A 14,760-nucleotide genomic window follows, 5' to 3' on the forward strand; every position below is an offset into this window, starting at 1 on the left:
GACGTCTAGACTGGTGCGTTCCGTGACCTGCGCCGACGACCGAGGAGTGCGCACCTCCGTGACCACGCATCACCCGGGCCAGCCCGACACGTCCTCCGACGTCGCCGGCGAGGTGGCCCTCGAGCAGGCCCACGTCGACCGCGTCTACGCCGAGCTCGAGAAGGCCGGCGCCCGGGCCCGTGACGTCGAGGCCGACGGGATGGCGCGTGGCCGCACCAGCCGCACCGGCGACGTGCGCGACGAGGAGCTCACCGGGCTGTTCGAGCGCGACGCGCTGGTCTTCGCCGCCACCCGACGCCGCGCCATGATCGACACCCAGTACGAGGGGCTCGTCTTCGGGCGGCTCGACCTCGGCGAGGAGGACTCCACCGCCGCCGAGCGCGAGGTCCGCCACATCGGCCGGCTCGGCGTGCGCGACGACGAGTACGAGCCGCTGGTCGTCGACTGGCGCGCCCCAGCCGCCGCCGCCTTCTACCGCGCCACCCCCGTCGACCCGATGGGCGTGGTGCGCCGCCGCGTACTGCGCTGCACGGGCTCGCGCGTCGTCGGCGTCGAGGACGACCTGATGGTCGCGCAGGCCCCCGACGACATCGTGGTGGTCGGCGACGGCGCCCTGATGGCGGCCCTCACCCGCAGCCGCGGCCGGCAGATGCGCGACATCGTGGCGACCATCCAGGCGCACCAGGACGAGGCCATCCGCGCCCCCTCGCGCGGCGTCACCGAGATCACCGGCGGCCCGGGCACCGGCAAGACCGTGGTGGCCCTGCACCGCGCCGCGTACCTGCTGTACGCCGAGCGCCGCCGCTTCGAGCACGGCGGCATCCTGGTCATCGGCCCGTCGGCCGCCTACACCGCCTACATCGAGCGCGTCCTGCCCAGCCTCGGCGAGGAGTCGGTGGCGCTGCGGGCGCTCGGCGACGTCGTCGACGGGATGACGGCCACGCGTTCGGACACCCCGGAGGTCGCGGCCGTCAAGGGCAGCCTGCGCATCCGCCGGCTGCTGTCGCGGATCGCGGCGCGGCCCCCGGTGGGGGCCCCGCCGGCGCTGCGCGCGTTCATCGCGGGCAACGCGGTGCGCCTCGACACCGACGTGCTGCGGCGCGTGCGGGCCGAGGTGTTGCGCGGTCACCAGCACAACCTCGGGGTCGACGCCGCCCGGTCCGCGCTGGCCGAGGCCGCGTGGCGCTCGGTGCGCCAGGGCGAGCGCAGCGAGTTCCTCGACGCCTTCGACGCCTCCCGCGACGTCGACGACTTCATGGCCGCGTGGTGGCGCCAGCTCGACCCGCGCGAGCTGCTGCTGACCCTGACCGACACCGAGCACGTGTACGCCCTCGCGCGCGGTGTCCTCGACCAGGAGGAGGGCGCGGCGCTGGCGCACTCCTACCGCGAGGCGGTCGAGACCGGCGAGTGGTCGGTCGCCGACGTCGCCTTGGCCGACGACCTGCTCGCGCGGCTGGGGCCGGTGCAGGAGGCCGAGCGCGAGGAGGCCGGCTTCTACGACATCGAGGAGCTCGACGACCTCTCGGCCTTCGGGGTCACCGACGTGCGCGCGGGGGTGGCGCGCTCGGGGCGACAGGGCTCGACCCGGGCCGTGTTCACCTCGGCCGACGCCCGCGAGCGCCTGCTGGCGGGGCGGCTGGACCGGGCGTCGGGCTACGCGCACGTGCTCGTCGACGAGGCGCAGGACCTCTCGCCCATGCAGTGGCGGATGGTCGCGCGCCGGGGGCGGTCGGCATCCTGGACCGTCGTGGGCGACGCCGCCCAGGCGTCCTGGCCCGACCTGGCCGAGGCGTCCCAGGCCCGCGAGGAGGCCTTCGCCGGGCTCGAGCGCCGGGCCTTCCACATGGACACCAACTACCGCAACGCGCGCGAGATCTTCGACTACGCGCGCGATGTCGTGCTGCCCTTGGTGCCGGACGCCGACATCCCGGCCGCGGTGCGCGAGACCGGGGTCGACCCGGTCGACCGCGTGGTCACCGGGCCGCTGGTGCACGAGGTGTCGGCGGCGCTGGAACAGGTGCTCGGCGAGGTCGACGGCTCGGTCGCGGTCATCACCCCGCGGCGGTGGGCCGGCCGGCTGGCCTCCCTCGACGGCGCCGGCGACGGGCGGGTGCGCCTCATCGACCCGCTCTCGACCAAGGGCCTGGAGTGGGACGCCACGGTCGTGGTCGACCCCGACGCCATCGCGGAGGAGTCACCCGGCGGCGTGCGGGTCCTCTACGTCGTGCTGACCCGCGCGGCGCACCGGATGCACGTCCTGCGCCCCGCCTGACGCAGCCCCGGCCCGGTCAACTCTTGTTGCAGGGGCGCTCAGACGGTATGTCGTGACGCCCTCGGTGTGAGGGGGTTGCGGGCCGGGGCCTCGCTCACACATGTTCGTGGGTTACCGGACGAGGATGTCGCCTTGCCCGGCCTATCCGACAGGTGTGGAGGAGGCCCCGGTGTTCATCGAGCGTACGAGCGTTGGGTTGGATGTGCACGCACGATCGATCGTGGCGGCGGCGATCGACGGCGTGACTGGTGAGGTCGTGCAGGAGCGGCTGGTTCCGGATCCGCAGGTGGTCATCGGCTGGCTGTTGCGCCTGCCGGGGCCGGTTGCGGTGACGTACGAGGCCGGCCCGACGGGGTTCGGTTTGGCCCGGGCGATCACCGCGGCCGGGTTGCGCTGCCAGGTCGCGGCACCGTCCAAGCTGCTGCGCCCGGCCCGGGACCGGGTCAAGACCGACGCCCGTGACGCGGTGATGCTGGCGCGGCTGCTGCGCCTGGACGAGATCGTCGCCGTTCGGGTCCCCACGATCACCCAGGAAGCCGCCCGGGACCTGGTGCGTGCCCGCGAGGACGTGCGCGGGGACCTGATGCGGGCCCGGCACCGGGTGTCCAAGCTGGCGCTGCGTCACGGACACGTCTACTACGGCGGCAAGGCGTGGACGCTCGCGCACGACGCGTGGCTGCGCCGGATCCGGTTCGAGCAGCCCGGCACGGCGGCAGCGTTCGAGGCGGACTACGAGCAGGTCCAGCTCACCTTGGCCCGTCGCGACCGGCTCGACACCGCGATCACCATGATGGCCGCCGACAGCGAGTTCACACCGGTGACCCGACGGCTGTGCTGCCTGCGCGGGATCTCCACCCTGACCGGGTTCGCCCTCGCGGTCGAGATCGGAGACTGGCACCGGCTGTCCGGGGCCACCATCGGCTCCTACCTCGGGCTGGTCCCCACCGAACGCTCCAGCGGCGAGAAGCGCTCCCAGGGTGGGATCACCAAGACCGGCAACACCCACGCCCGCCGGCTGCTCACCGAAGCCGCATGGCACCACAAGCCCGCCTACCGACGCGGCAAGACCATCCTCGAGCGGTGGTCCGCGGCCCCCGCACCGGTCGTGGCCCGCGCCGACGCCGGCAACCGGCGCCTGCACGCCCGCTGGGTCACCCTGGACGCCCGCAAGAAGAAACACACCGTCGCCTGCACCGCCATCGCCCGCGAGCTCGCCGGCTGGTGCTGGTCCCTGGCCGTCATGGACGACTAACAGCCCAAGCCCGTTCACGCCCGCATGGACCGGACGCAGCGCGTGGAGCAACCCGCTACTCGACTGTGAGCAGCCACCCACCGTGGCCACGCTCGACCTCAGAGCAGCGCGAAGGCTCCAGCCGAAACACCGCCCTGCGGTACCCAACCCGCGAATATCAGACTGACCGCGCGTCGACCTGACACGCCGCCCCGGACACCCCACCCGCGTGAACGACGAGGCGCCGCCGACAACCCAGCCGGCGGCGCCTCACCCTGCCCACTTGACAGCAGAGAGCCACATATCAGTCGAGCAGGGCGTGGCGCTGGATGATCTCGTGCCGTCCGGGGCCGACGCCGATGGCCGAGACCCGCGCGCCGATGAGCTCCTCGACCCGCAGCACGTACGCCTGCGCGGCCGCCGGGAGCTCCTCGAAGGTGCGGCACCCGGAGATGTCCTCCCACCAGCCGTCGAGCACCTCGTAGACGGGCTTCGCGTGGTGGAAGTCGCTCTGGCTCAGGGGCATCTCGTCGTGCCGCACGCCGTCGACCTCGTACGCGACGCACACCGGCACCTTCTCGAAGCCGGTGAGCACGTCGAGCTTGGTGATGACGAAGTCGGTCACCCCGTTGACGCGCGTGGCGTAGCGGCCGATGACGGTGTCGACCCAGCCGCAGCGCCGCGGGCGCCCGGTGGTGGTGCCGTACTCGGCGCCCACCTTGCGCAGCGTCTCGCCGTCGTCGTCGAACAGCTCGGTGGGGAAGGGTCCCTCGCCCACCCGCGTCGTGTACGCCTTCAGGATGGCGATGACCCGCGACACCCGGGTCGGGGGGATGCCCGAGCCGGTGCACGCACCGCCGGCGGTGGCCGACGACGAGGTGACGAACGGGTAGGTGCCGTGGTCGACGTCGAGCAGCGTCGCCTGACCCGCCTCGAGCAGCACGTTCCGGCCGGCGTCCAGCGCCTGCTCGAGCACCAGCGAGGTGTCGGCCACCATCGGCCGCAGCCGCTCGGCGTAGCCCAACAGCTCCTCGACGACGAGGTCGACGTCGACGGCGCGGGTGTTGTAGATCTTCACCAGCACCTGGTTCTTGAAGCCCAGGGCCGCCTCGACCTTCTGGCGCAGGATGCCCTCGTCGAACAGGTCCTGGACCCGGATGCCGATGCGGTTCATCTTGTCCGCGTAGGTGGGGCCGATGCCGCGGCCGGTGGTGCCGATGCGCCGCTTGCCGAGGAAGCGCTCGGTGACCTTGTCGAGGGTGCGGTTGTACGGCGCGATGATGTGCGCGTTGGCCGAGACCACGAGCTTGGAGGTGTCGACCCCCCGCGCCTGCAACCCGTCGAGCTCCTGGAAGAGCACCTCGAGGTCGATGACCACGCCGTTGCCGATGACCGGGGTGACGGTGGGCGTGAGGATGCCCGACGGCAGCAGGTGCAGGGCGTACTTCTCGCGCGTGCCGTCCTCACCCTCGATCACGACGGTGTGCCCCGCGTTGTTGCCCCCGTTGAACTTCACGACGTAGTCGACGTCGTTGCCCATGAGGTCGGTGGCCTTGCCCTTGCCCTCGTCGCCCCACTGGGCTCCGATCAGCACGATCGCCGGCATCCCGGTTCCTTCCCTCGCGTGCGCGCCGGGACGGCCGTGCCCCGGCGCGGAGAAGGCCCCACCGCGGAACGCGCCGGAGCCTTTCCACCTCACCCTATCGCGACCGCGACCCGTGGAGGATGTCGTCCGTCAGCCGCGGCGGCTCGCCAGCACCCAGCCGAGCTGGAAGCGGGTGTCGACGCCGTTGACGGCCATCAGCCGGGCCACCCGCCGGCGCACCGTGCGCAGGCTGACCCCGAGGTGGCGGGCGATGGCCTCGTCCTTCAGCCCGAGCTCGAGCAGCTCGACCAGCCGCGGGTCCCCCGAGCCGCTGCGCTCCCCGGTGGGCGCGGGCACGCCGTGCTTCCACGCCAGGTCGAAGTAGGCCGTGTAGAGGTGCACCACCAGCGGGTCGCGCAGCACGACGTAGCCCGACTCGAGGTCGTCCCAACCGGCCAGGGCCACCACGGCACTGTCGCCGAAGACGGCGAACTCGGTACTGGTCGACGGCAGGATGCGCTGGTCCTCGCCGACCTCCGACCAGATGTTGAGCCACTGCAGGCCGCGCGCCGTGGTGAGGACGTCGGCCGGGTAGACCGCCCGCTGCTCGTCGCCGCGCTCGATGCGGGCCCGGTTGGCGCTCACGGTGGCCTCGTCGAGCGCCGGCCCGGCGTCGACGGTGAGGACGTAGTTGCGCACCATCCCGGTGCTCTCGGTCAGGAGCTGGTTGACCACCGACGGCGCGACCACCTGGGGCACGACGTCGGCCGCGGCGTCCTGGGCCCCGAGGGAGCGGCTGGTGACGCGGGCGATGAGCTCGCGGGTGCGCTCGAGCTCGCGGCGGCGCTCCTCGAGACGCGCCTGCTCGTGCCGGAGGTGCTCCTCGAGGGCGAGGAACGCCCCGTCATCGGTCTCGACGGTGCGTGGCGGCACGTGCTGTCCCCTCCCTGAGACCGGACGACGTGGCCATTTGTTGCCACTGGCACCCGAGTGTCGCACGACTGGGGTGGTTCGTTGCACGATGGTGCGCGCACGCCGAGGTTGCAGGGGACCATCGGGTGTGCGTTTCTTGGCGAGAGGGAAATGCCACCATCCCGGTGGTCTGCCTTGGCTGTAGGGAGGCCCGGGTGGACATCCATCCGGGTCTCCCGCCCCGGCCGGGGCGGGAGACACACCTGCACCGGGACCGCCCCCTGGGGTCGGCGCGCCCGCGCGGTCGTCAGAGGCCCAGCTCGCGGGCTCCGGTCGCGCTCGAGGCCCGCAGGAACTCGGCACAGCGGTGCCGCTCCTCCTCCTCGCCGATGAGCCCCGCCGCCCGCGAGAGTGCCGCCAGGGCGCGCAGGAAGCCGCGGTTCGGCTCGTGCTCCCACGGCACCGGCCCCTGGCCGCGCCAGCCGCTGCGCCGCAGGGCGTCCAGGCCCCGGTGGTAGCCGGTGCGCGCGTAGGCGTAGGCCTCGACCGCGCGGTCGTCGGCCAGGGCGTCCTCGGCCAGCACGGCCCACGCCAGGCACGAGGTGGGCTGCGCGGCGGCCACCTGGTCGGCGGCCACCCCGCGGTCGAGGGCGGCGGCGGCCGGGTCCTCGGGCAGGTGGGTGGGCGGGATGCCGAGCAGGTCGTTGGTCATGGGTCGAGCGTAGAGAACGCGCCGTGCACCCGGGAGGGCGCACGGCGCGTTACGCCGGACGGCGACGCGAGGTCACCGCCCGGGTGAGAGGTCTCAGCCCTGGTGGGTGCCGGCCGAGCGCAGGTTCTGGCAGGCCTCGACGACGCGCTGGGCCATGCCGGCCTCGGCCTCCTTGCCCCAGGCCCGCGGGTCGTACTGCTTCTTGTTGCCGACCTCGCCGTCGATCTTCAGGACGCCGCTGTAGTTCTTCAGCATCCAGTCGGCGACCGGGCGGGTGAAGGCGTACTGGGTGTCGGTGTCGACGTTCATCTTCACGACGCCGTAGTCGACCGCGGCCGAGATCTCCTCGGGCAGCGATCCCGAGCCGCCGTGGAAGACCAGGGCGAAGGGCTTGGCGTCGGCGCCCAGCCCGAGCTCGGCGGCGGCGGCCTGCTGGGCGGCCTGGAGGACCTCGGGGCGCAGCTTGACGTTGCCGGGCTTGTAGACGCCGTGGACGTTGCCGAAGGTCAGCGCGGTGAGGTACCGGCCCTGCTCGCCCGAGCCGAGGGCGCGCACGGTGGCGACGGCGTCCTCGGGGGTCGAGTACAGCTTCTCGTTGATGGCGTTCTCGACGCCGTCCTCCTCACCACCGACGACGCCGACCTCGATCTCGAGGATGACGTTGGCGGACTTGCACTGCGCGAGGAGCTCCTCGGCGATCCGGAGGTTCTCGTCGAGCGGCACCGCGGAGCCGTCCCACATGTGCGACTGGAAGATCGGCAGGCCGCCGGCCTTGACCCGCTCGGTCGACGCCGCCAGCAGGGGGCGCACGAAGGAGTCGAGCTTGTCCTTGGGGCAGTGGTCGGTGTGGAGCGCGATGTTGACGGGGTAGTTCTTGGCGACCTCCTCGGCGTAGGCGGCCAGCGCCTTCGCCCCGGTGACCATGTCCTTGATCGTCGAGCCGGAGGCGTACTCGCCGCCGCCGGTGGAGACCTGGATGATGCCGTCGGAGCCGGCCTCGGCGAAGCCGCGGATGGCGGCCGTCACGGACTGGCTCGACGTGATGTTGATGGCCGGGTAGGCGAACGAGCCGTTCTTGGCCCGGTCGAGCATGTCGGCGTAGACCTCGGGCGTTGCGATGGGCACGGTGATCTCCTCGGGACGTGAATGTGCCGTACGTCACCGATCCTTGCACTAACCGCGGCGGGCGTCCCCCGTCGTCCATCACCCGCGGGGGCCGGACACGGCAGCGGGGTGGCCCCCAGCCAGGGGGCCACCCCGCGGACGAGGCACTGACCCCCTGCGAGCCGGGGCCTCGGTCCTGCGTGTCCGTGTACGAAGCGTCACGCACCTCCGACGCGCCCCTCCGATGGATCACGCGTGGATTCCGAGGAGTATGTCCGGCCCCGTGGCCGCCGCGCCAGACCCCGGGGCGAACCACATCGATGTAGTCTCTCCGGCCCTGTGACCAGCGGTTTTCCTGGGACGGATGGGACGAGGGAGGCGCCGGGCTCAGCGTGGGCCGGCGGCGCTGAGCCCGGCTCGGCGGCCCTCGAGGTGGGCGCGCTCGACCTCGTTGGCGCAGCGGGCCACGGCGACGTCGAGAGCCTCCACGGCCTCGGTGTCCCGTCCCAGCCGCGCCAGCAGCTCGCCGCGCACCGCCGGTACCCGGTGGCTCGTGGGCAGCGCCGCGTCGAGCCCATCGAGGGCGGCCAGCCCGGCCGCCGGGCCGTCGCGCTCGGCGACCGCCACGGCCGCGGCCAGGCGCACCGCGGGCGACGGGTTGACCCGCTCGAGGGCGGCGTAGGCGTCGCACACCAGGTCCCAGCGGGTGGCGCCGGCCGTCGGGGCGGTGGCGTGCAGGGCGGCCACCACGGCCTGGAGCCGGTAGGACTCGACGAGGGGATCCGGGTCGGCGGGGAGCTCCGAGAGCAGGGCCACGCCCTCGGCCACCTCGTCGGCGCGCCAGAGCGAACGGTCCTGGTCGGGTAGCAGCACCAGGGAGCCGTCGGCACCCACGCGGGCGTCGCGGCGCGAGTGCTGCAGCAGCATCAGCGCCAACAGGGCGCGCAGCACGGGCTCGCCCGGCCGCATCCCGAGGGTCACCCGGACCAGCCCGACCGCGGCGCCCGCGAGGTCGGCCCGGAGCAGGTCTGCCCCCGACCCGGGCGCGTAGCCCGCGGTGAACGCCAGGTACGCGACCTGGGCCACGGTGCGCAGGCGGTCGGGCAGCGCGTCGGCGCCGGGCAGCCCGTACGGGATGCCGGCCGCCACGATCTTGCGCTTCCCCCGGGTGATCCGGGCCGCCATCGTGGGCTCGGGCACCAGGAAGAGCCGGGCGATGTCGGCGGTCCCGACACCGACGACCAGCCGCAGCGCGAGCGCGGCGGCCACCTCGGGCGCCAGCGACGGGTGGCAGCACAGCAGGACGAGCCGGAGCACGTCGTCCTCGACGAGACCACCGGGGTCGGCCATCACGGCACCAGCGGCGGCGGGACGGGTGGCCTCGACGACGAGCAGCGCCTCCTTGCGCTGCGCCATCGCCTCCGCCCGCAGGCGGTCGACGACCCGGCGGCGGGCCGCCGTGAGCAGCCAGGCCGCGGGGGCGGCGGGGGCGCCGTCGGCCGGCCACCGGCGGGCGGCGGCCTCGACGGCGTCCCCGAGCGCGTCCTCGACGAGGTCCAGGCGGCGGAACTGCCCGAGGAGCAGGGCGACCAGGCGCCCCCACTCCTGACGGACGGTCTGCGCCAGGACCTCGTCGGCGCTCACGCCGACTCGTAGCCCTCGATCACCAGCACGGGCCGGATCTCGACGGTGTAGGTCGCGGGCAGCAGCCGCGCGGCCGCGATGGCCCGGTCGAGGTCGGGCAGGCGCACGTCGTAGTAGCCCCCGATCTGCTCGGCCAGCTCGACGAACGGGCCGTCGGTGACCACCCGCTCGTCGCCGTGGCCGGGACCCACGGTGGTGGCGGTGTCGGCGCCGCACAGGGCCCCGCTGGCCAGCCGCACGCCGTGCTCGTCGACGTAGCGCTCGAAGGCGTGGTGGGCGTCGAAGTACTCCTGCCGCTGCTCAGGCGAGGCCGACTCCCAGTCACCGGGGGCGTACGCGACCATCACCACGTAGCGCTTCACGACCCCTCCCCGGCGTGGTCGTGCTCGCCGTCGGCGACGACGTCGCGGAACTCGACGAGGTCTCCGCGCGCGGCGAACTCGGTGCAGATGCGCACGAGATCGGCACGGTCTTCGGTGTCGACGAGGTAGAACCCGACGACCTGCTCGACGGACTCGGTGAAGGGCCCGTCGGTGACGAGTGTCCCTCCGGCTCCGTCCGGCCGCATCGAGATCGCGTCGGCGGAGGGCCGTAGCGGGGCTGAGGTCACCAGCCGGTGGCCGCCGGCGGCGAGGTCGCGGTGCAGCTGCTCGTGCGAGCGCATCCCCTTCTCGTGCTCCTGCGCCGGCAGGCGGGCCCACTCGGCCTCCGGGGCGGGCAGGAGCAGCAGGTGGCGGCTCATGCGGGTCGGCTCATCAGGACGGCGTACTCGGTCACGGCGTGCTCCTTCGGTCTGCGGGCCGCGGCTGCGGCCTCACCCCGATGACGTGCGAGCGGGGCCACGATCGACAGGTCTACCGAACTTTCTCGCCGAGTCCTCGTGAACGGCTGGACCGGCTCAGGCGGCGAGGGCCCCGGCGAGGAGCCGCAGCGTCTCCTCGCGAGCCGGCGAGCGGCCCGCCGGGGTGCCGGCCAGGGCCCCGGCGACCGGGCTGACCATCACCTCGTCGACCCCGAACATGGTGGCCAGGTCGCGGACGCGGGCCGCCGCCGAGGCCGGGTCGCCCACGACCCAACGGCCCGCCATCTCGTCGGCGAGAGCCCGGTGCGCGGGGGCGACCCCGCGGGCCTCGGCCTCCTCGACCGACTCCTGGGGCAGCAGCGGCTGGCCGGTGCGCAGCGCCACCATCGAGCGGACCATCGGCTGCACCAGCCGCTGCGCCTCGGCCTCGGTGTCGGCCACCACGACGTTGACGGTGAGGAAGGTGCGCGGCCCGGGGTGCTCCTCGGACGGCTGGTAACCGTCGCGGTAGAGGGCGAGCGCCTCCGCGGTCCCCCGCCCCGAGAAGTGGTGGGCGAAGACGTAGGGCAGCCCGCGGGAGGCCGCCAGCCGGGCCGAGTAGTCGGACGAGCCGAGCAGCCAGATGGTCGGGACCGAGGTGGCGTGCGGGGTGGCGCGCAGCACGTGGTCGCCGCCGGGCAGGCGCAGGGCAGCCCCGGCCGGCGACATCATGGCCAGCACGTGGTCGACGTGGTCGGGGAAGCGGTCGACGGCGTCGGCCTCGACCCCGGCGGCGCCGCTGCGCAGTGCCCAGGCGGTGACCTGGTCGGTGCCGGGGGCGCGCCCGATGCCGAGGTCGACGCGGCCGGGGAAGGCCGCCTCCAGCAGGGCGAACTGCTCGGCGACCACCAGGGGCGCGTGGTTCGGGAGCATCACCCCGCCCGAGCCGACCCGGATCCGCTCGGTGGCGGCCGCGACCATCGCGGCCAGGACGGGCGGGTTGGTCGAGGCGATGCTCGGCATGTTGTGATGCTCGGCGAGCCAGTAGCGCCGGTACCCGTGCTCGTCGGCGACCCGGGCCAGCGAGCGCAGGGCGTCGATGGCGTCACCGGTGCTCTGGTCGGCCCGCACGGGGACGAGGTCGAGGACGGACAGGGCGGGGGTCGTTGCGGGGCTCACCCAGGCTGCAGCGGCCTCCGGGCCCCGGCTATTCCGTGGTGGCCGGGCGGGCCGGCTCCACGGGCTGGTCGAACACGTGCCGTCGCACCCACGCGTGCATGGCCACGGCGGCCGCCGCCCCGGCGTTGACCGAGCGGGTCGAGCCGAACTGCGCGATGTGCAGCACCACGTCGCACACCGCCACCATCTCGGGCGTGAGGCCCGGGCCCTCCTGCCCCAGCACCAGGACGCAGGCCCGCGGCAGGTCGTGGGTCTCCAGCGGCACCGAGCCCGGCACGTTGTCGATGCCGACGAGCGGCAGCCGGCCGCCCCCGGGGCCGGCGGTGCGGGCCCAGGCGGCGAGGTCGGCGGCCGTGGCGTGGTGGTGCTCGTGCTGGTAGCGGTCGGTGACCATGGCGCCGCGGCGGTTCCAGCGGCGCCGGCCGACGATGTGGAAGGCGGCGGCGTTCATCGCGTTGGCGGTGCGCACGACCGAGCCGATGTTGAAGTCGTGGCCCCAGTTCTCGATGGCCACGTGGAACGGGTGCCGCCGGGTGTCGAGATCGGCGACCACGGCCTCCATCCGCCAGTAGCGGTAGCGGTCGACCACGTTGCGGCGGTCGCCGCCGCGCAGCAGCTCGGGGTCCCACTGCTCGCCCTCGGGCCAAGGCCCCTCCCACGGCCCGACGCCGACCTCGCGCTCCTCCACCCGGACAGGCTAGGCGTCTGCCCTGCTCACAGGTTTCCCACAGCACACGATGCCCTTCCGCACCGGCCGCCCCCCCGTAGCCTGGGCCCGTGATGCACGCACTCGGTCCGCAGTGGATGGACCCTCAGTACCTTCTCGACACCTACGGCACGGCGTTCTTCTGGATCGCCCTGGTGATCGTGTTCATCGAGTGCGGGCTCTTCTTCCCGATCCTCCCGGGCGACACCCTCCTCTTCTCGGTCGGCATCTTCATCTCCAGCGGCCAGCTGCACGACAACCTGGCCGTCGCGCTCGTCGGGCTCTTCGTGGCGGCCTTCGCCGGCAACGTCGTCGGGTACGAGATCGGCCGCGGTGTGGGGGCGCCGCTGCGCCACCACGACGGGCGGATCATCAAACGCGCGTACTTCGACCAGACCGAGGAGTTCTTCGACAAGTACGGCGCCCGCGCCCTCGTCCTCGGCCGTTTCGTGCCCGTCGTGCGCACGTACATCACGGTCGTCGCGGGCATCGGCCGGATGGAGCGCCGCCACTTCTTCACGTGGTCGGCCGTCGGTGCCGCTCTCTGGGTCGCGGTCGTCACGCTCGCCGGCTACTTCCTCGGCAACGTGTCCTTCGTGAAGAACCACCTCGAGCTCGTCATCCTGCTCATCGTCGTGCTGTCGGTGGTCCCGATGGTCGTCGAGTACCTGCGCCACCGCAAGGACCGGGGGATGTCGCGGGCCGAGGTCACACCGGACTCCGACGAGGTCGTCGACGACCTGGAGCACCGCCCCTGAGGCCCGGGCGCCACCCGCACCGCGGCCGCGTCAGCCGTCGAGGTCGATGAGCCCGCGGCGGTGCGCCTCGGCCACCGCGGCCGTGCGGTCCGACACTCCGAGCTTCGCGAACGCCCGCAGCAGGTGCGTCTTGACGGTGGCCTCACCGATGAACAGCCGCCGCCCGACCTCGGCGTTCGAGCACCCCTGGGCCACCAGCGCCAGGACCTCCACCTCGCGGGCCGTCAGCTCGGGCAGCGCCGGGGCGCGCAGCCGGTCGGCCAGTCGTGCGGCCACCATCGGGGCCAGCACGGTCGCGCCCTCGGCCGCGCGGCGGATGGCATCGGTGAGCACCGCCGTGGGCGCGTCCTTGAGGAGGTAGCCGCGGGCCCCGGCCTCGACGGCCCGCACGATGTCGGCGTCGGTGTCGTAGGTGGTCAGGACCAGCACGTGGGGGGCATCGGGCAGCGAGCGCAGCCGGGCGGTGGCCTCGGCGCCGTCCATCACCGGCATCCGCAGGTCCATCAGCACCACGTCGGGGCGCAGCCGCGGGACCAGGGCCAGGGCCTCCGCGCCGTGGGCGGCCTCGCCGACCACCTCGAGGTCGGGCTCCTCCCCGAGCACCGCCACCAGCCCCGCGCGGACGACGGGATGGTCGTCGACCACGAGCAGCCGGATCACCGCGGCACCTCGAGCCGAAGGGTGGTCCCGGCCCCGGGGGCGCTGACCAGACCCACCGCGCCGCCGACCTCGGCCGCCCGGGCGCGCACCCCGTCGAGGCCGAAGCCGGCCCGGTCGGCCGCGGGGTCGAAGCCGCGGCCGTCGTCGGTGACGGTGAGCACGACCCGGTCGGGCCGGTAGGCGAGCGCCAGGCCGACCCGGGCGGCGCCGGCGTGCCGGCGGACGTTCGAGAGCGCCTCCTGGGCAGTGCGCAGCAGCACCACCTCGGCCGTCCCACCGAGGGGCGCGGGCTCGCCCTCGACGGTGACGTCGGCGTGCAGGCCCGTCTCGCTGCCGACCGCCGCCCCCAGCCGCTGGAGCGCCTCGGCCAGGGTGCGCGACTGGAGGTGGCCGGGCGTCAGCTCGGCCACGATGAGGCGTGCCTCGGCCAGGTTGTCGACCGCCGTGGCCTCGACCAGGGCGAGCCGCTCGCGGGCGGTCTCGACGTCGCCGCGCCCGAGCGCCGTCTGGGCGGCGCGGGTCAGGGTGACCACCGACGTGAAGCCCTGCGCCAGGGTGTCGTGGATCTCGCGCGAGATGCGCTCGCGCTCGTCCTGCACGCCGCGGTCGCGCTCGACGACGGCCAGGCGGGCCTGGGTGGCGCGCAGCTCGTCGATGGTCTCGGCGCGCCGGTCGGCCTCCAGCAGCAGGCGGTTGATGAACAGCCCCAGGGATAGCGAGATGCCGAGCGAGATGAGGCTGCTGACCAGGACCTCGATGAGCCCCGTCGCGGAGAACTCCGCCTGAGCCCAGCGCAGCGCCGCGAACGCCACCACCACCAGCACGGTGCCGACGACCGCGCGGCGGGTCGAGAGCATCGCCCACAGCTGGGGGAAGAGCGCGAAGTAGAGCAGCCAGGTCTCGGTGCCGGGGTCGACCCCCTGGATGCCGAGCAGCGCCACCCACACGAGCAGGTGGTAGAGGACCCCGGACCGGGCGTCCAGGTGCCGCAGGCCACGCACCCCCACGGTGGCGTACGCCGCGGCCATGGCCGCCAGCAGAGCCAGGGTGGGGCCGCGGCCGTGCGGCCCGGGAACCTCGAGGCAGGTGACGACCACGGCCGCCAGCCAGACCACGGCGGCCACCGCGTGCCACACCGGCTCCTGGCGGCGCCACATCACGGCGAGCTCGTCGCTCGAGGAGCGTGCGGCCGCAGGCGCAGCGGATGCACTCATGC

The 14,760-nt window shown here is 73.8% G+C and carries 14 protein-coding genes; 3 read left to right on the forward strand and 11 right to left on the reverse strand.

The window, feature by feature from the left end:
* Positions 1-58 precede the first annotated feature (58 nt).
* The gene (locus ATL31_RS12495) at positions 59-2,272 is read left to right on the forward strand and encodes a HelD family protein (RefSeq protein WP_101397601.1); all 2,214 of its coding nucleotides are present in this window, start codon (positions 59-61) and stop codon (positions 2,270-2,272) included.
* Between the two features lie 124 nt (positions 2,273-2,396).
* Positions 2,397-3,524 carry an IS110 family RNA-guided transposase gene (locus tag ATL31_RS12500; protein ID WP_425440340.1) on the forward strand — a complete coding sequence of 376 codons (1,128 nt, stop codon included), beginning with the start codon at positions 2,397-2,399 and terminating at the stop codon, positions 3,522-3,524.
* A gap of 283 nt (positions 3,525-3,807) precedes the next feature.
* Here the strand turns inward: ATL31_RS12500 and ATL31_RS12505 are convergent, their stop codons facing one another.
* From ATL31_RS12505 to ATL31_RS12545, 9 genes are all read right to left on the reverse strand, one after another.
* The gene (locus ATL31_RS12505; RefSeq protein WP_101396056.1) at positions 3,808-5,109 is read right to left on the reverse strand and encodes an adenylosuccinate synthase; all 1,302 of its coding nucleotides are present in this window, start codon (positions 5,107-5,109) and stop codon (positions 3,808-3,810) included.
* Positions 5,110-5,238: 129 nt separating this feature from the next.
* The gene (locus ATL31_RS12510) at positions 5,239-6,021 is read right to left on the reverse strand and encodes a helix-turn-helix domain-containing protein (RefSeq protein WP_101396057.1); all 783 of its coding nucleotides are present in this window, start codon (positions 6,019-6,021) and stop codon (positions 5,239-5,241) included.
* Positions 6,022-6,307: 286 nt separating this feature from the next.
* Positions 6,308-6,712, reverse strand: a complete 405-nt coding sequence (locus ATL31_RS12515) for a DUF3151 domain-containing protein (RefSeq protein WP_101396058.1) — start codon at positions 6,710-6,712, stop codon at positions 6,308-6,310.
* 93 nt (positions 6,713-6,805) lie between these two features.
* Positions 6,806-7,837: a class II fructose-bisphosphate aldolase gene (fbaA, locus tag ATL31_RS12520; protein ID WP_101396059.1), complete on the reverse strand. Its 1,032-nt coding sequence runs from the start codon at positions 7,835-7,837 to the stop codon at positions 6,806-6,808.
* 366 nt (positions 7,838-8,203) lie between these two features.
* Positions 8,204-9,460, reverse strand: coding sequence for an RNA polymerase sigma factor (locus ATL31_RS12525; RefSeq protein ID WP_143598386.1), 1,257 nt, complete (start codon positions 9,458-9,460; stop codon positions 8,204-8,206).
* Positions 9,457-9,822, reverse strand: a complete 366-nt coding sequence (locus tag ATL31_RS12530; RefSeq protein WP_245862399.1) for a YciI family protein — start codon at positions 9,820-9,822, stop codon at positions 9,457-9,459. Before ATL31_RS12530 ends, ATL31_RS12525 begins: the two co-directional genes overlap by 4 nt.
* The gene (locus tag ATL31_RS12535; protein WP_101396060.1) at positions 9,819-10,202 is read right to left on the reverse strand and encodes a YciI family protein; all 384 of its coding nucleotides are present in this window, start codon (positions 10,200-10,202) and stop codon (positions 9,819-9,821) included. The genes ATL31_RS12530 and ATL31_RS12535 overlap by 4 nt, the downstream gene beginning before the upstream one ends.
* A 156-nt stretch (positions 10,203-10,358) precedes the next feature.
* Positions 10,359-11,420 carry an LLM class flavin-dependent oxidoreductase gene (locus ATL31_RS12540; protein WP_211284028.1) on the reverse strand — a complete coding sequence of 354 codons (1,062 nt, stop codon included), beginning with the start codon at positions 11,418-11,420 and terminating at the stop codon, positions 10,359-10,361.
* A 28-nt stretch (positions 11,421-11,448) separates the two neighbouring features.
* Positions 11,449-12,108 (reverse strand): TrmH family RNA methyltransferase, encoded by a 660-nt coding sequence (locus ATL31_RS12545; protein WP_101396061.1) that lies wholly within the window; start codon positions 12,106-12,108, stop codon positions 11,449-11,451.
* Positions 12,109-12,200: 92 nt separating this feature from the next.
* On the opposite strand from ATL31_RS12545, the gene ATL31_RS12550 reads away from it, so the two are divergent.
* Positions 12,201-12,884, forward strand: a complete 684-nt coding sequence (locus ATL31_RS12550; protein WP_101397607.1) for a DedA family protein — start codon at positions 12,201-12,203, stop codon at positions 12,882-12,884.
* 30 nt (positions 12,885-12,914) lie between these two features.
* On the opposite strand, the gene ATL31_RS12555 is transcribed toward ATL31_RS12550, so the two are convergent.
* The gene (locus ATL31_RS12555; protein ID WP_101396062.1) at positions 12,915-13,544 is read right to left on the reverse strand and encodes a response regulator; all 630 of its coding nucleotides are present in this window, start codon (positions 13,542-13,544) and stop codon (positions 12,915-12,917) included.
* On the reverse strand, positions 13,541-14,758 hold the full coding sequence (locus tag ATL31_RS12560; RefSeq protein WP_101396063.1) for a sensor histidine kinase: 1,218 nt from the start codon (positions 14,756-14,758) through the stop codon (positions 13,541-13,543). The genes ATL31_RS12555 and ATL31_RS12560 overlap by 4 nt, the downstream gene beginning before the upstream one ends.
* Positions 14,759-14,760: the final 2 nt, after the last annotated feature.

The organism is Phycicoccus duodecadis, assembly GCF_002846495.1.
In the GTDB taxonomy this organism is placed as follows: Bacteria; Actinomycetota; Actinomycetes; order Actinomycetales; family Dermatophilaceae; genus Phycicoccus; species Phycicoccus duodecadis.